Origin of the sequence: Sulfitobacter sp. D7 (assembly GCF_003611275.1) — a bacterium.
GTDB lineage: Bacteria > Pseudomonadota > Alphaproteobacteria > Rhodobacterales > Rhodobacteraceae > Sulfitobacter > Sulfitobacter profundi.
Window position 1 is genome coordinate 1,963,019 of the sequence record NZ_CP020694.1, and the last position, 16,198, is coordinate 1,979,216.

17 protein-coding genes, 1 tRNA gene and 1 pseudogene are annotated in these 16,198 nt (G+C 60.5%); 8 read left to right on the forward strand and 11 right to left on the reverse strand.

Features of this window, described 5'->3' with window-relative positions; all coding sequences use genetic code 11:
• Positions 1 to 7: 7 nt before the first annotated feature.
• A complete protein-coding gene (locus B5M07_RS09525) occupies positions 8 to 2,026 on the forward strand; it encodes an acetate--CoA ligase family protein (protein ID WP_120351129.1) in 2,019 nt (672 codons plus the stop codon).
• A complete protein-coding gene (locus tag B5M07_RS09530) occupies positions 2,023 to 2,805 on the forward strand; it encodes a carnitinyl-CoA dehydratase (protein WP_120351130.1) in 783 nt (260 codons plus the stop codon). Before B5M07_RS09525 ends, B5M07_RS09530 begins: the two co-directional genes overlap by 4 nt.
• A 282-nt stretch (positions 2,806 to 3,087) precedes the next feature.
• Here B5M07_RS09530 and B5M07_RS09535 read toward each other — a convergent pair.
• The 10 genes from B5M07_RS09535 to B5M07_RS09580 all read right to left on the reverse strand — a co-directional run bounded on the left by B5M07_RS09535 (position 3,088) and on the right by B5M07_RS09580 (position 11,685).
• Positions 3,088 to 3,164: transfer RNA gene (locus tag B5M07_RS09535), tRNA-Arg, on the reverse strand.
• 74 nt (positions 3,165 to 3,238) lie between these two features.
• A complete protein-coding gene (locus B5M07_RS09540; RefSeq protein ID WP_120351131.1) occupies positions 3,239 to 4,459 on the reverse strand; it encodes a cysteine desulfurase in 1,221 nt (406 codons plus the stop codon).
• 3 nt (positions 4,460 to 4,462) lie between these two features.
• On the reverse strand, positions 4,463 to 5,041 hold the full coding sequence (locus B5M07_RS09545) for a YIP1 family protein (protein ID WP_120351132.1): 579 nt from the start codon (positions 5,039 to 5,041) through the stop codon (positions 4,463 to 4,465).
• Between the two features lies 1 nt (position 5,042).
• Positions 5,043 to 5,525 (reverse strand): YIP1 family protein, encoded by a 483-nt coding sequence (locus B5M07_RS09550; RefSeq protein WP_120351133.1) that lies wholly within the window; start codon positions 5,523 to 5,525, stop codon positions 5,043 to 5,045.
• Entirely contained in the window at positions 5,525 to 6,805 is a 1,281-nt protein-coding gene (gene sufD, locus B5M07_RS09555) for a Fe-S cluster assembly protein SufD (RefSeq protein WP_120351134.1), read from the reverse strand. The genes B5M07_RS09550 and sufD overlap by 1 nt, the downstream gene beginning before the upstream one ends.
• Positions 6,805 to 7,560: a Fe-S cluster assembly ATPase SufC gene (gene sufC, locus B5M07_RS09560; protein WP_067625310.1), complete on the reverse strand. Its 756-nt coding sequence runs from the start codon at positions 7,558 to 7,560 to the stop codon at positions 6,805 to 6,807. Before sufC ends, sufD begins: the two co-directional genes overlap by 1 nt.
• 83 nt (positions 7,561 to 7,643) lie before the next feature.
• Entirely contained in the window at positions 7,644 to 8,450 is an 807-nt protein-coding gene (locus tag B5M07_RS09565; protein WP_120351135.1) for a polysaccharide pyruvyl transferase family protein, read from the reverse strand.
• Positions 8,450 to 9,973: a Fe-S cluster assembly protein SufB gene (gene sufB, locus B5M07_RS09570; protein WP_120352208.1), complete on the reverse strand. Its 1,524-nt coding sequence runs from the start codon at positions 9,971 to 9,973 to the stop codon at positions 8,450 to 8,452. The genes B5M07_RS09565 and sufB overlap by 1 nt, the downstream gene beginning before the upstream one ends.
• A gap of 36 nt (positions 9,974 to 10,009) precedes the next feature.
• A complete protein-coding gene (locus B5M07_RS09575) occupies positions 10,010 to 11,110 on the reverse strand; it encodes a cysteine desulfurase family protein (RefSeq protein ID WP_120351136.1) in 1,101 nt (366 codons plus the stop codon).
• 113 nt (positions 11,111 to 11,223) lie between these two features.
• Complete coding sequence (locus tag B5M07_RS09580) at positions 11,224 to 11,685, reverse strand: Rrf2 family transcriptional regulator (RefSeq protein ID WP_067942247.1); 462 nt, start codon at positions 11,683 to 11,685, stop codon at positions 11,224 to 11,226.
• Positions 11,686 to 11,857: 172 nt separating this feature from the next.
• Here B5M07_RS09580 and B5M07_RS09585 point away from each other — a divergent pair, with 172 nt between their 5' ends.
• The 4 genes and pseudogenes from B5M07_RS09585 to B5M07_RS09600 all read left to right on the forward strand — a co-directional run bounded on the left by B5M07_RS09585 (position 11,858) and on the right by B5M07_RS09600 (position 14,639).
• Positions 11,858 to 12,511 (forward strand): alpha/beta hydrolase, encoded by a 654-nt coding sequence (locus B5M07_RS09585; protein ID WP_067626833.1) that lies wholly within the window; start codon positions 11,858 to 11,860, stop codon positions 12,509 to 12,511.
• Positions 12,511 to 12,747: a hypothetical protein gene (locus B5M07_RS09590; RefSeq protein ID WP_120351137.1), complete on the forward strand. Its 237-nt coding sequence runs from the start codon at positions 12,511 to 12,513 to the stop codon at positions 12,745 to 12,747. Before B5M07_RS09585 ends, B5M07_RS09590 begins: the two co-directional genes overlap by 1 nt.
• Positions 12,744 to 13,328, forward strand: a pseudogene (locus B5M07_RS09595) (HD domain-containing protein). Before B5M07_RS09590 ends, B5M07_RS09595 begins: the two are co-directional and overlap by 4 nt.
• Positions 13,329 to 13,424: 96 nt before the next feature.
• The gene (locus tag B5M07_RS09600; RefSeq protein WP_067942253.1) at positions 13,425 to 14,639 is read left to right on the forward strand and encodes an NADP-dependent isocitrate dehydrogenase; all 1,215 of its coding nucleotides are present in this window, start codon (positions 13,425 to 13,427) and stop codon (positions 14,637 to 14,639) included.
• 291 nt (positions 14,640 to 14,930) lie between these two features.
• On the opposite strand, the gene B5M07_RS09605 is transcribed toward B5M07_RS09600, so the two are convergent.
• Positions 14,931 to 15,137, reverse strand: coding sequence for a DUF6356 family protein (locus B5M07_RS09605; RefSeq protein ID WP_120351138.1), 207 nt, complete (start codon positions 15,135 to 15,137; stop codon positions 14,931 to 14,933).
• A gap of 115 nt (positions 15,138 to 15,252) precedes the next feature.
• On the opposite strand from B5M07_RS09605, the gene B5M07_RS09610 reads away from it, so the two are divergent.
• The gene (locus B5M07_RS09610; protein ID WP_120351139.1) at positions 15,253 to 15,711 is read left to right on the forward strand and encodes an Lrp/AsnC family transcriptional regulator; all 459 of its coding nucleotides are present in this window, start codon (positions 15,253 to 15,255) and stop codon (positions 15,709 to 15,711) included.
• Positions 15,712 to 15,726: 15 nt separating this feature from the next.
• Entirely contained in the window at positions 15,727 to 16,056 is a 330-nt protein-coding gene (locus tag B5M07_RS09615; protein WP_067626829.1) for a DMT family transporter, read from the forward strand.
• The last annotated feature ends 142 nt before the right edge of the window (positions 16,057 to 16,198 follow it).

The window sequence follows — 16,198 nt, forward strand, 5'->3', positions numbered from 1 at the left end:
CCAAGACATGAGTGATCTTGCGCGTCTCTTGCGACCACGTTCCATTGCCGTCGTCGGCGGTGGGGCGTGGTGCGACTCCGTGATCGAGCAGAACCAGAAGATCGGGTTCAAGGGTGATATCTGGCCCGTGCATCCCAAAAAAGACAGTGTTGGCGGCTTGCCGGCCTTCAAGACGCTTGCTGATTTACCAAACGCGCCGGATGCGACGTTCATCGGTGTAAACCGCAGCGCAACCATCGATCTGGTTGGCGAGCTGAACCAAATGGGAGCAGGTGGTGCCGTGTGTTTTGCCAGCGGGTTCAAAGAAACCGCCGACGGTGCGGATTTGAATGACCAATTGTTGGCCGCAGCAGGGGGAATGCCCATTCTGGGGCCGAATTGCTACGGGGTTCTGAATGCCGTGGATCAGGTGGCGCTTTGGCCGGATCAACATGGGCTGGTGCCCGTTGAACGCGGCGTGGCGATCTTGGCGCAGTCGTCCAACATCGCGATCAACCTCACGATGCAGCAACGCGGGTTGCCCATTGCCTATACCATCACCGCGGGCAATCAGGCCCAGCAAGGGCTTGCCAGCATCGCCCAAACTGTCATCCGCGACGACCGCGTGACGGCACTTGGCCTTTACATCGAAAGCTTTGGCGACATCGCGGATTTTGAAGAACTGGCGCGGCTGTCGCAGGCGCTCGGCAAACCGATTGTGGCGCTGAAGGTGGGCCGCTCGGAGGAATCGCAGCTGGCAACCATTTCGCACACCGCCTCGCTCGCAGGCAGCAGCGCGGGGTCAGATGCGGTACTGGCGCGGCTTAGCATTGCGCGGGTCGGCTCCCCCGCTGCGCTGCTTGAGACGTTAAAACTATTTCACTGCCATGGCCACCTGTCCGGGGGGCGCATTGCGTCGTTAAGCTGCTCAGGCGGCGAGGCAAGCGTCATGGCGGATACCGCCGCGCACTGTGGCCTGACTTTCCCCCCCCTGACATCTGCTCAAACAGATACGCTTTCCCAGCACCTCAGTTCGCTGGTCAATCTGACGAACCCCTTGGATTATCACACACAAATCTGGCGCGATAAGGCCGCCATGACAGCCGTGTTTGCGGCCATGACGGGCGATGATATCAACCTGACGCTCGTGGTGCTAGATTTCCCGCGCCTAGACAGCTGTGCCGCCGATGATTGGATGATTGCAATCGAGGCGATCGAGGAGGCAGCCCGGCAAACGGGCCGTCCCTTTGGGGTGGTTGGGTCCATCGTTGAAAACCTGCCCGAAGCGATTGCAAAACGCCTGCTTGGCGCGGGGATCGTGCCGCTGTGCGACTTTGGCACAGCCTGTGAAGCGATCAGCGCAGTTCGCGTGCCGACACCCCAAAATCACCAGCCCCTGCTATCTGCCCCCAGCTTCGCAACCACCACCACGGCCACCGAAGGCGATGCCAAACGGGCCCTTGCGGCATACGGCTTGGATATCCCAAAAAGCCGTGCAGGCATCGCCGTTGCAGATGTGATCGCTTGCGCCGAAAAGATCGGTTTTCCTGTGGTCTTGAAGGGTGAAGGGGTTGCCCATAAAACCGAAGCCGGCGCGGTAAAGCTGAACCTGACAGACGCCGAGCAAGTCGGCGGGGCGGCGCAGGCGATGCAGGCTGAAACCTTCCTTGTCGAAGAAATGGTCATTGGCACGGTCGCGGAGCTTTTGCTAGGCATCGTCGCGGACCCCGCCCATGGGTTTGTCCTGACATTGGCCGCGGGCGGCACTCTGACGGAAATTCTGGAGGACGGTCAATCCTTGCTGCTGCCCACCACGGACACAGATATTCGCCACGCCTTGGGCCGATTAAGAATACACCCCCTGTTGAGCGGCTATCGCGGTGGTGAGCCAGCCAACATAGATGCCATTGTTGACGCGGCCCTAAAGCTGCAAAACTTCGTCACCGACCACGCCGACGAAATTGCCGAAATCGAAATCAATCCCCTCATCTGTACAGAAGACCGCGCGATCATCGCCGATACGCTTTTGGTGAAAGGAACATTATGACAAGCCCCGTTAAAACGCGCCGAGAGGGGGCCGTGCTCGAAATCACTCTGGACCGCCCAAAGGCCAATGCCATTGATCTGCAAACCAGCCGTATCTTGGGCGATACCTTTGCCGCCTTTCGCGATGACCCTGATTTGCGCGTTGCGATTATCACAGGCGAAGGGTCGAAATTCTTCTGCCCCGGTTGGGATTTGAAAGCCGCCGCGGATGGCGACGAGGTGGATGGTGATTACGGCGTAGGCGGCTTTGGCGGCCTGCAAGAATTGCGCGACATGAACAAACCGGTGATCGCTGCGGTAAACGGTATTTGTTGTGGCGGCGGGCTTGAATTGGCGCTGTCGGCAGACGTTATCCTCGCGGCGGATCATGCAAGTTTCGCACTGCCCGAAATCACGTCCGGCACGGTGGCCGATGCGGCATCCATCAAATTGCCAAAACGCATCCCCTATCACATCGCAATGGAGATGCTGCTCACGGGCCGCTGGCTGGACGCCGAAGAAGCCAACCGCTGGGGGTTTGTGAACCACGTCCACGCGGCAGATGAACTGATGACGCAGGCCTGGGATATGGCCCGTCTATTGGCCTCGGGCCCGCCGCTCGTCTATGCCGCGATCAAGGAAATCGTGCGGGATGCTGAGGATAGCAACTTTCAGGACAGCATGAACCGGGTCACCAAACGCCAGCTAAAGACTGTCGATGTGCTTTATGGGTCGGAGGATAACGCCGAAGGTGCGCGGGCCTTTGCTGAAAAGCGGGACCCGGTCTGGAAAGGGCGCTAAGAGCGTCGCATCCGGGCTTTCACCGGCTCCCGCGGGGCTATAGGTCCCGCGCCACCGTAATGGCCCACCAACGAACGATTGAGCCGCGGCTTTCCTGCTCCCGGATGTGGACGACGGGATAAAATAGCCGGTCCCAAATCTTTCTAGCGTTTTCCATGAGATTGCACGCGGCTGGTGAGAAAAACATCCCAATTCACGGAGACGCAGTCAGAAATGTTAGCGCAAACCGTCACCCGTAACAGAAACGCAGATCAGTCGGATCGACTAAATGACTGGATTTAATGGCGGACCCTAGAGGATTCGAACCTCTGGCCTCTGCCTTCGGAGGGCAGCGCTCTATCCAGCTGAGCTAAGGGTCCACTAAGGGGCGGTATAGCCAGAGCGGGCCGCCCCTGCAATGGGAAATCCGGGTGAAAGGGCGGCGAAACTGAGCTTAGGCGAAAAGATCATGCGCCAATTCAAGTGCGTCAACCAATGTGTCGACCTCGGCGCGGGTGTTATACATGCCAAAGGACGCTCGGCAGGTGGCAGAAACCCCCAGATGCGTCATCAAAGGTGCCGCGCAATGGTGCCCGGCCCGCACCGCCACGCCCTTTTTGTCGAGCACGGTTGAAATGTCATGGGCATGGGCCGCGCCATCCAAGGTGAAGCTAAAGATCGCCGCCTTATCCGGTGTCGTGCCCTGAAGGTTAAGCCAGTTCAGACCGCTGAGACGGGACACGGCGTAGTCGCGCAGATCATCTTCATGGGCGGCAATCTTCTCCATCCCCAGGTCCATCATGAAATCCAGCGCCACGCCCAAGCCGATGGTGGCCACGATGCCGGGGGTGCCCGCCTCGAACATCATCGGCGGGTCGTTGTAGCTCACCGCGTCTTTGCTGACTTCGCGGATCATGTCGCCGCCCCCGATGAAGGGGCGCATTTCGGCCATCCGCTCGGACTTGATATAGATCGCGCCTGAGCCCGAGGGGCCGTAGAGTTTGTGCCCCGTGACGGCATAGAAATCACAGCCGATGTCTTGGACATCCACCGGCATATGCACCGCCCCCTGCGAGCCGTCGACCAGCACCGGAACGCCTTTTTCGTGCGCCGCTGCGGTGATGGATTTCACATCAACTTTGGTCCCCAAAACATTGGAAAGATGCGATATCGCAACCAGCTTGGTCTTTGGCCCGATGGCATCGATCACCGCCTGCGGGTCCAGCGCGCCGGTGGCGTCTACGTCGACCCATTTCAGCACCACGCCCTGCCGCTCGCGCAGGAAATGCCATGGCACGATATTTGCGTGGTGCTCCATCACCGACAGGACGATCTCATCACCGGCCTGCATCCGCGGCATGGCCCAGCCATAGGCCACGGTGTTGATCCCCATGGTGGCACCGGTGTTCAGCACGATTTCATCTTCTGATCCGGCATTGAGAAACCGTGCAACAGTCCCGCGCACGCTTTCATATTTGTCGGTCGCTAGATTAGAAAGGTAGTGCAAGCCACGGTGAACATTAGAGTATTCATTCGCGTAGGCTTGGGTGATCGCATCGATCACCACCTGCGGCTTCTGCGCTGATGCACCATTGTCGAGATAGACCAGCGGCTTGCCGTTCACCTCGCGGCCGAGGATCGGAAACTGCGCCCGGACAGCATCAACGTTGAACATGTTTCAAACTCCTTGGGCGGTCAGCCCGATCAAAGACAGCAGGAGGCCAAGACCCAGCAAGACCCCAAGCGCGGCCCCTGCCAGTACAGCGGCGGCATGGAAGAGCCCCGGCAGATGCAGCAGTTCGGCCACGAAATTCAGCAGGATCCAAAGACCCCAAAAAGTAACGACGAATGAAGCCAGCAGCGCCACCGGCGGCACAGCCAAGGTCAGCAGCAGGATCCCCAATTGCGCACAGAGCCGGAGCGCCTGCAACCAGACCACGGCCGCCAGAAGCGGGTCCGCCGCGCCCTGCCCGCCCAAGGCCCGGCCGACCCAAGACAGCGCATGAACATAAAGGACCATCAAACCGGCCAGCAGCGCAAAAAGCACCAGCGGCGATTGGAAATAACTCGGCAACGCCATGGCGGGCGGCGCGATCACGAACATCGCCGAGATCACCAGTGCGTTCAGCGCCGCGACCAAGGCGAGCGATGTCCATATCACCTCGCGGCCCAAAGGCAGGGCCGCGATCATCCGCGCTGCGGCGCGGGGGCTGCGCAGTGTGGTTTGCGCGAGTTGGATCAGGGCGGCGCTGTCCATCTCAGCCCCGCTGTGCCGCAAGCAGGCCTGCGATCCAGAACCAGAAGAACACGGCCAACCAGAGCACGCCGACGATCTGCGCCTGCACGCCCGGCCCGATAAAGCCAAGCGCGAGGCCCAGCAACAACAGGATCGGCGCGGAAGCGAGCAGCGACCAAACCAAGGTCAAGCGTACCGCGTAGCCAGTGAGCCGCTGCCCCGCGATGTGGCTGATCGCCCAGACCATCGCCGCCAGACCATAGAGCAGCATCGGCATCACGAAGATCCAGAAAAACGCGCTCCAATACTGCCGCACGGCCAGCGGTCCTTCGGGGTCAAGATGCGCCGCGCGGGCTTGATAAGGGGACAGGGCCACGAAAATCAGCAGCCCCGCCATGAGCGCGAACATCAGAACGCGCACCTCGTTACGGCCCTGCGCCAACAGCCCCGACATCACTTTGCCGGGGCCGCGATAGGTCGCAACGATATCGCTGGTGACAGCCATCAGCTGCTACGACGCTCCAACCACGAGCTGAGACGCCCGTTGATCTCTTCGCGCAGCCCTTCGGCTTCGATCTCTTCCACCGCTTCGGCAAGGAAGGCCAGTGTCAGAAGGTCGGTCGCCTCGGCATGAGACACGCCGCGGGCACGGAGGTAGAACAGCGCCTCTTCGTCGATCGCACCAGAGGTCGAGCCATGCGAACAGGCCACGTCATCAGCGTAGATCTCAAGCTCAGGCTTGGCGAGGAACTGGCTGTCGCCGTCCAGCAAAAGCGACTGGCTGATCTGATAGCCATCGGTCTTCTGCGCGCCTTCTTTAACGAGGATCTTGCCTTGGAACACGCCTATCGCACCGTTGCGCAGCACCTTCTTGAACACTTGACGGCTTTCGCAATTCACCGCGTCATGGGTGATGAAAACCGTGTCGTCATGATGGAAGTCACCATCGCCGACGCAGGCACCAGCCACATGGGCCGAGGCATCATCGCCGGTGAGCTCGATCACACATTCGTTGCGCGTCAGCGCGCCGTTCACGGTAACGGTGAAGCTCTTGAACAGCGACTCGCTGCCGAGACGGGTGAAGATATGTGTCGCGGCCCGACGCTCATGATCGCGGCCCTGTGCACGGACATGGTGGAAGCGCGCGGTGTCGGCCACTTCAACCTCCATCACGGTGTTGAAGCGCGCGGCAGCGGGGCCGTTCTCCAAAAGCGTCACTTCGGCGCCTTTTTCGAGCTTCACAACGTGGTGCAACATCGCATCCGAAGTCTCTGATTTATGGTTATAAACCAGATTGATCGGCTTGCTCACCTGACCGGTGACATGGATCAGCACCCCGTCACTCGCGAAGGCTGTATTCAGCGCTGCCAGCGGGCGTTGAACCGGTGTCTGGCCGTTCTTTTCCAGCGCACCATAGAGGTCACGCGCCCAATGCAGGTCGCTGTCCGCCGCCGCGAGCCGTTCGATGCTAACGCCTTCCAGCGACAGATCGTCGGAGGCTTCGGCGTCGAATTCACCGTCGACAAAGACGATACGCAGACGGTCGGTGTCGTCGAAAAGCGGCGCCTCGCCGTGATCGAAAATCGCGGCAGGCTGCGCCTCGGGTTGCGTCAGCGTGTCGGGGCGGGTGAACTTCCAATATTCATCCCGGCGTTGCGGCAGGCCCATGGCACGGAGCCGCGCCAGCGCGTCCTCGCGCGCCGCCTGGGCCCAACCACCCTGCGGCATGTTGAGCCGTGCGATCATCGCCTCGGTCGGGGTTTCTTGCAGTTTCGCTTCGGCCATTATGCCACCTCAGCGAGAATGTCTGCGTAGCCGTTGTTCTCGACCTCAAGGGCGAGCTCGGGGCCACCGGTCTTGATGATGCGACCGTCGTGCATGATGTGCACAACATCCGGTTTGATGTGGTCGAGAAGACGCTGGTAGTGCGTGATGACAAGGAAGCCACGGCCTTCGGTGCGCAGGGCGTTCACGCCTTCGGCGACGAGTTTCATGGCGTCAACGTCAAGACCCGAGTCAGTCTCGTCGAGGATGCACATCTTTGGCTCAAGCATGGCCATCTGCAGGATTTCGTTGCGTTTTTTCTCACCACCCGAGAAGCCCATGTTCACAGGCCGCTTCAGCATGTCGGCGTCGATCTTCAGATCCTTCGCCTTGGCGCGGATTTCCTTAAGGAAGTCTGCCGCCGACATTTCCTCTTCGCCGCGCGCTTTGCGCTGTGCGTTCACCGCGGTGCGCAGGAAGGTCATGTTGCCGACGCCGGGAATTTCAACGGGGTATTGGAAGGCAAGGAAAAGGCCCGCCGCGGCGCGCTCTTCGGGCTCCAAGTCCAGCAGGTCTTCGCCTTCGAGCGTGGCGGAGCCTTCGGTGACCTCGTAGCCATCCTTGCCCGAGAGCACGTAGCTCAACGTCGACTTGCCCGAGCCGTTCGGCCCCATGATGGCGTGTACTTTGCCAGCTTCGACTTCCAGATCGACGCCTTTGAGGATCTGCTTGTCCTCTTCTTCCAGTTTCACCTGCAGGTTCTTGATGCTCAGCATTTCGGTCTCCTTCTGGCGCGCCTTGCGCCGCAATTCATGCTATTTCAGTGCTATATCAGGGGCTTGCCCCTGCGTGTTAAAGGTCATGCCGCCCCCTCATGGGCACAGAGCGCGGCGGGAAAGTGTTCGATCAGCGCCGCGCGGCAGGCAGCAATGCCGTCGTAATAGGCCAGCGGCGCATCGGGTTTGCGGGCCACCGGAATATCGGCCAGCGCAATCGGCGCGCGCATGTCGCGGCCTACAGAAGCGGCGTAGTCGTGGAACTTGAGCCGCCCCTGACCCTCGGGCGCCACCCATGTGCTGGCCACGCCGTAAGCATCCGCCGTGATCAGCCCATGCAGTGACGAGGCAAAGACATGGGCGCAGGATGCGATGGCGGCGCAGACATGCTCTACCGGGTCTCGCGGATCGATCAGCACATAGGCGCTGTCGGAGGCCACGAGGTCCAGCAGTTCGGGGGCATCGGCGAGCGTATGATGCGGCACGATGCCGATCTTGTCGCCGCGCGGTGCATCGCTTGGCAGAACCTCGTTCACCAGAAGCCCGGGATCACCGAAAGCGTCAGTCTCCACCCCCAAAAGCGCCGCGGTCACCGGACCGCGCAGCAATGCGATCTCGATGTTTTTCAAGAACGCACGGCCCCCTGCGGGACGCAGCAGACCGCTGCCCCATATCACCGGCTTGGCCCCGTCGCGCGGCGTGTCGAAATTGCGCCGCACGATTTGCAAAAGCGAGCCAAGACCAAAGACATCCGCCTCGTCCACCGACGCATGGGCCACCCGCCGCCCTGAGACATGGCTCAGGATCAGCGGGCTCAGCGCATCGCCGAAATTCGGCTGCGCCTTCCACCAATGCAGGCGGAGGGGGGTATGCGCCGCAGCAAGGCTCATCAGCCGACGGAGCCTTCAAGCGAAATAGCCACCAGCGCTTGCGCTTCCATGGCGAACTCCATCGGCAGGGCTTGCAGCACGTCCTTGCAGAAACCGTTCACAACCAGCGCCACGGCCTCTTCCTCGTCCATCCCGCGCGAGCGGCAGTAGAACATTTGATCGTCGTCCACCTTGGAGGTGGTCGCCTCATGCTCGACCCGGCTGCTGTTATTCTTGACCTCGATGTAAGGCACAGTATGCGCCCCACATTCCGAGCCGATCAGCAGGCTGTCACACTGCGTATAGTTGCGCGATTCCTTGGCCTTGGGGTGCATCGAGACGAGGCCCCGGTAGGTGTTCTGCGCCTTGCCCGCCGATATGCCCTTGGACACGATGCGCGACTTGGTGCGCTTGCCGAGATGGATCATCTTGGTGCCGGTGTCGGCCTGCTGCATGTTGTTGGCGATGGCGATGGAGTAAAACTCGCCTTGGCTGTCATCACCGCGCAGGATGCAAGAGGGGTATTTCCACGTCACGGCAGAGCCGGTCTCGACCTGTGTCCACATCACCTTGGCGCGGTCGCCGCGGCAGTCGGCGCGTTTGGTCACGAAGTTGTAGATGCCGCCCTTGCCGTCCTCGTCACCGGGGTACCAGTTTTGAACGGTGGAATATTTCACCTCAGCATCTTCTTCGATGATGATCTCAACGACGGCGGCGTGCAACTGCGACTCGTCACGCTGTGGCGCGGTGCAGCCTTCGAGGTAGGACACGTAAGAGCCCTTGTCGGCGATGATCAGCGTCCGCTCGAACTGGCCGGTGTTTTCGGCGTTGATGCGGAAGTAGGTCGACAGCTCCATCGGGCAGCGCACGCCCGGCGGCACGTAGACAAAGGAACCATCAGAAAAGACAGCGGAGTTCAGCGTCGCGTAGAAGTTGTCCGATACGGGCACAACCGAGCCGAGGTACTTCTTCACCAGTTCGGGATGCTCGCGGATCGCTTCGGAGATCGAACAGAAGATCACGCCAGCCTTTTTCAGTTCCTCTTGAAAGGTCGTCCCGACCGAAACGGAGTCAAAGACCGCGTCGACAGCCACTTTGCGGCCCTCGGCAGGGGCGTCTTCGGCCCCTTCGACACCGGCAAGGATCATCTGCTCTTTCAGCGGGATGCCCAGTTTCTTGTAGGTGTCCAGCAGCTTGGGGTCCACGTCATCAAGCGACTTGGGCTTTTCGGCCATGCTTTTCGGACGGGCGTAGTAATACTGGTCCTGAAAGTCGATCTCGGGGTAATCGACCATCGCCCAGTCGGGCTCTTTCTTGGTCAACCAACGATCATAAGCCGCGAGGCGCCATTCAAGCATCCACTCCGGCTCTTCGTTCTTTTCCGAGATCAGCCGCACGATGTCCGGCGTCAGCCCCTTGGGGGCGTATTCCATCTCAATGTCGGTGGACCAGCCGTATTTGTATTTGCCGCCGACTTCGCGCACGGCATCCACGGTTTCCTGGTCGACGCCTTCCTTGACGCCATCATTCTCTTTCAGGGTCATATTTTCCAAGGTTTCAGTTCCTTTCCGTGGCGGCGCTCAGGCGGCCCGCGTTTCGTGCTTTTTCAGTTTGGCGGTCCAGCTTGTGGCGAACCGCAGGATATCTTCCCGGGTGGTGTTCAGGCCCAGCGACACCCGGATCGCGCTGGCGGCCTGTGTTTCATCAAAGCCCATGGCGCGCAACACGGCACTGGCGCGGACCTTGCCGCTGGAACAGGCCGATCCCGCCGAAATGGCAAAACCAGCGAGGTCCATCTGCATCACCTGGGTCTCGCCCTTCCAGCCGGGCGTAATGATGCATGAAGTGTTGGGCAGGCGCGCAGCGCCTTTCCCTACAAAAATAGTAAGACTTGTGGCATCCGCAAGGGTCGCTTCCAACAAATCACGCTGTTCGGCCACCTCTTCCCACCGCCCCGCAGACAGGTCTGCCGCCGCCGCTTCTGCCGCTGCGCCAAAACCTGCGATGGCGGGGATATTTTCGGTCCCCGAGCGGCGCCCCATTTCTTGCCCGCCGCCGCGCAAAAGCGCGTGTTCGGCCAGATCAATGCCGCGCTTGACGATCAGCGCACCGATACCCTTGGGCCCGCCCAGCTTATGCGCCGATACGAGAATGAAATCCGCCCCCGACGTAGCCATTTTGAACCGCGTTTTGCCAAGGGACTGTACCGCATCGACCAACACATAGGGGCTGCTCTCCATCGCCCAGCACTGCTGGGCCAAGGGCATGGTTTGTTGCAGCACCCCGGTTTCGCTGTTGGCAGCCTGAAGAGCGACCAGATCAGCGCCCGCCGCAGCGGTCAGATCACCATCCCAAACACCATGCGCGTCGACGCCCAAACGATCCGCCTGCCCCCATGAGAGCACCGCGTCATGTTCCACGGCGGATGTCACCATCCGCGCACCCATCGCAGCCGCAAGCGCCGCCGCCTCTGTTGCACCGGAGGTAAAAATCACATCGACAGGATCACAACCCACAAGCCCCGCCACCTGCACCCGCGCGCGTTCAACCACAGCCTTGGCCGCACGGCCCTCAGCATGGACCGAGGACGGGTTGCCAGGCAGATCCATCGCCGCGATCATCGCCGTGCGCGCCTCCGCCCGCAGCGGTGTGGTCGCGTTATGGTCCAGGTAGACCCGCATCCTTCATCCTTTTCCAAATACCGCGGGGGTCCGGGGGCAGCGCCCCCGAAATCCCACATCGCCACCCGCGCAGGCCACAGCGGCCAAAGCGCGTTTGCTGCCCAAAACCACCCTCACGTTTCATCCACCACGGCAAAGAGTGTCGGCACCGCCGGACAGGGGGCCAGTTCGTTATCCACCACATCCGACAGGCGGGTCTGGTGCAAGAAGACATAGACATGCGCGCTCAAGCCCTGCCAAAGCCGGTTGGTCAGCGATTGCGCTCGGCTGCCCGAAAGCCCGCCCGAGGCACCTGCCCCCTTGTGCATCGCATCCACCGTCTCATCCACCGCGGCAAGCACATCGACCACGCGAATATCCGTAGCCGGGCGCGCCAAACGGTAGCCCCCGCCCGGCCCCCGGACAGAGGTTACCAGCTCGGCCCGCCGCAGTTTGACGAACAACTGTTCGAGATAGGGCAAAGACACCGACTGTCGCTCGGCAATGTCACCCAGTGACACCAACGTCCCCGCAGGCTGTAGGGCAATATCGGCCAAAGCGACCATCGCGTAGCGCCCTTTGGTGGATAGCTTCATCGTCTTACCCTCACTCGCCGTGCCATTTGATTGACGTGGGCGGCTTAAATGCCTAAGTCCAAAGACTGATCCACGCGACACTGCGCGGAACCAGATTAGAACCGTTCTAAGGTGGCCTAGCGAATTCGTCAACTATTCGCGGCGATCTTTGAACCCCCAGACAGGGACACCCATGCCCGAGGTTATTTTTCCCGGACCCGAAGGCCGCCTTGAAGGCCGCTACCACCCCCAAAAAGAACGTGACGCCCCGATTGCCATCGTGCTGCATCCGCATCCACAGTTCGGCGGCACGATGAATCACAAGGTCGTCTATAACCTGCACTATGCGTTCTACAACATGGGTTTCACCGTGTTGCGCTTTAACTTCCGCGGCGTGGGCCGCAGTCAGGGTGAATACGACCAAGGCATCGGCGAATTGTCCGACGCGGCCTCGGCGCTTGATTACCTGCAATCGATGAACAACAACTCCAAACATTGCTGGGTTGCGGGTTTCTCGTTTGGTGCGTGGATCGGCATGCAACTGCTGATGCGCCGGCCAGAGATCACCGGCTTTATCTCGGTCTCGCCGCCCGCGAATATGTATGACTTTTCGTTTCTCGCGCCCTGCCCGGCCTCTGGTCTGGTCATCAACGGCACCGCCGACCGCGTGGCACCGCCTGCTGACACGACCAATCTGGTCAACAAGCTGCATGAGCAAAAAGGCATCACGATCACCCATCAGGAGATCGAAGGCGCCGGGCACTTCTTTGAAGAGCCGCATATGGACACGCTGATCACCTCGACCAGCGACTATGTGAAACGCCGCCTGACGGAATCCACCCGCTAATGGCGGACGCGGTCGTCCTCCAACTGGCCAACAAGCTTGCCGAGGAATGTCTCGCCGTGCAGGCCGAGACCGGTGAGGAGCGGCTGTTTATCGAAGTTGGCGAGGTGCTTGGCGCCTCGTCACAAACGCTCGAAGAGGCCTTTTTGACGGCGATCCGAACGCGGATGGCCAATGACAAGGCCCGCGGTTTTCTTGCCCGCAAACTGCGCGATCATCGCGGCAAGGCCGGCGCATGACCGAGCGGCTCGACCAGCAGATCGCCTTTCTCAATGAGGCCGACAAGCTCAAGACAATCCTGCGCGGCACCACGCTGTGCGATGCAAGCCGGGCGGAAAACTCGGCCGAACATTCATGGCATTTGACGCTCTACGCGCTGGTTCTGGCCGATCAGGCCGGTCCAGAGGTGAACATCAACCGCGTCATCAAGATGCTGATCCTGCACGATCTTGTTGAGATCGACGCGGGCGACAATCCGATCTTCGGCGACTATGACGCCGCTGAAATGGAAGCGCAGGAACAAATCGCCGCCGACCGCATCTTTGGCCTGCTGCCCGCCGATCTGCGGGTCGCATTGCGCAGCATCTGGGAAGAGTTCGAAGCCGCCGAGAGCCCTTCGGCCCGCTTTGCCAAATCGCTCGACCGGTTCCAGCCCCCGATGCAAAACCTCGCCTCGGGCGGGGGCAGCTGGACCGATTACAACGTCTAGGAAGCGCAGATCGAAGAGAAGGTTGGCCGCAAGATCGCCATCGGCGCCCCTGCGCTTTGGTCCTACGCCCGGGCCCGTATCAGCAGCTTTTTCGCCGGGGTCGGCGCCTGACCGCGAGCTTCGGCATACCATGGTATACGATCTTTCTCTTTGGCCCCCGATAGGCTAAAGCACGGATAAATACATTCTCAACCAAAGGAATTCGTCATGTCGAAGATTAAGGTAGAAAACCCCATCGTCGAACTCGACGGCGATGAGATGACCCGGATCATCTGGGATTTCATTAAGAAAAAGCTGATTACCCCCTATCTTGACGTTGACCTGAAGTATTACGACCTTGGCATGGAAGTGCGGGACGAGACCGATGACCAGATCACCGTCGACGCGGCCCATGCGATCCGCGAGCATGGCGTCGGCGTGAAATGCGCCACCATCACCCCCGATGAGGCGCGGGTCGAAGAGTTTGGCCTCAAGCGCATGTACCGCAGCCCCAACGGCACCATCCGCAACATTCTGGGCGGCGTCATCTTTCGCGAGCCGATCATCTGCCGCAACGTGCCGCGCCTTGTGCCGGGTTGGACCCAGCCGATCGTCGTGGGCCGTCATGCCTTTGGCGACCAGTACCGCGCCACCGATTTCCGTTTTCCCGGCAAGGGCAAGCTGACGATCAAGTTCGTCGGTGACGATGGGGAGACGATCGAGAAGGAAGTCTTCGACGCGCCGTCCGCCGGTGTCACCATGGCGATGTACAACCTCGACGATTCGATTCGTGACTTTGCGCGCGCTTCTTTCAACTACGGTCTGAACCGCGGCTGGCCGGTGTATCTGTCGACCAAAAACACAATCCTCAAAGCCTATGACGGACGCTTCAAGGACCTGTTCCAAGAGATTTTCGACGAAGAGTTCGCCGAGGACTTCAAGAAAAAGAACATCTGGTACGAACACCGCCTGATCGACGACATGGTCGCCTCGGCGATGAAATGGTCGGGCGGCTATGTCTGGGCCTGCAAGAACTACGACGGCGACGTGCAATCCGACACCGTGGCGCAGGGCTTTGGCTCGCTCGGGCTGATGACCTCTCAGTTGATGACCCCGGATGGCAAAATCGTGGAGGCCGAAGCCGCGCATGGCACCGTGACGCGCCACTACCGTCAGCACCAAAAGGGCGAAGAGACTTCGACCAACTCCATCGCCTCGATCTATGCTTGGACGGGCGGATTGAAGCACCGCGGCAAGCTGGACGATAACACGGCGCTGATCAATTTCGCCGAGACACTTGAGAAGGTTGTCGTGGACACGGTGGAATCGGGCTTCATGACCAAGGACCTTGCCCTGTTGGTGGGGCCGGATCAGGGCTGGCTGACGACCATGGGCTTCTTGGAGAAGGTGGACGAGAACCTGAACAAGGCGTTGGCTGGCTGAACTGGCCGGATTTGCGCTAAATGCGACGGGCCGCAGCGATGCGGCCCTTTTCTATTTTTGCGATCGCGCTTGCCACCCGGCCCGGAACCAAGCCGCATGCGCCGCGCCATCGCCTGCCCGCCCGTCACGCCGGAGGCGTGCCGCTATATATGGGCGCACATATGGTGCGACCGGGTAGGCGATTTGGCAAGGCTGGGTGCGACCACGCGGAAGCACATCACCGCTGAGCAATAAAGTGGCACGAGGCACCATCTGATCGCCGACCCACGGGCAGGCGTTGGCCCTCAGCCCCTACTGCCCCCGGTTGTGCGTCCGGGCATAAAGCTTGGCGATAATCCCGCTCGCTGTCTTCTCGAACAGGCAGGGGATCAGCGCATGCACCAGCGCCGCACCCGCCGCCGCGAACAGCAGGCCCGAGAACTTAAGCGCGAAGGCCATATGCTCGAAAAACGTCTCCTCCACCTTTGCGGGATGGTCGAGAAAGATACGTGCGATCATGGGAAACTCCTGTCTTTACCTTTGCAGCACCCTAACCCAACCCTTTTGTGACGTTTTCTCAAATCCCACCCCGCAACCGCTTGCCGCTGAGAGGATTTCCCACCAAACTCCCAAAATGACGACACTTGATGACATTGACCGCCGCATATTGGTCGAACTGCAACGCGACGCCAGCCAATCGCTCGAAGCGCTTGGTGCCGCTGTCCACCTTTCGCGCAACGCCTGCTGGCGCCGCATCCGCACGCTCGAGAAGGCAGGCGTGATCAAAAACCGCGTCACGCTCTTGGACGCCGCGAAACTTGACCTCGGCCTCAGCGTCTTCATTCAGGTGCGCACCAACGCCCATGCGCCCGATTGGTTGGACAAGTTCTCAAAGGCCACACAGGCCATGCCCGAAATTCTTGGCGTCTACCGGATGACCGGTGATCTGGACTATTTGATCCGGGCGCGGGTTCGGGATATGGCGGGGTATGATCGCCTTTATCAGGACCTGATCCGCCGGGTGCCGCTGTCGGATGTTTCGGCCAGTTTCGTGATGGAGGAGATCAAAGAAACCACCGAACTCCCCCTTTGAAGAAGGCGCGCCCCCATGCATTATCTGTGGCTCATCATCGCCGTGGTGGCGGAAACCCTTGGCACGACCGCGGTGCAGGCCTCGCATCAATTCACCCGGCTCTGGCCCTCGGTGGCGGTGGTGGTTTTCTACATGATCTCTTTCTACTGCATGTCGCTGGCGCTAAAGGTCATGCCGGTCGGAATCGTCTATGCCTTTTGGGCGGGCCTCGGGATCGTGCTGATCGCGCTGATCGGCTTCGTGCTTTTCGGCCAACGGCTGGACCTGCCCGCAGTCCTTGGCCTTTTGCTGATCATCAGCGGCATTCTGGTCATCCATCTCTTCTCGAACAGCGCCACCCATTAAGGCCGCAGCGGCGGCACAGGTTCGCGCAGTAACAGGCACAGCGCGCCATTAGGGCTAGCAATTGCAGTCGGGGCGCGGTATGGGCGGCGCAATTATACGCGCAGCTTCAGGTTGGCGCGTCCCTCCCCTATCCAAAGGCTGA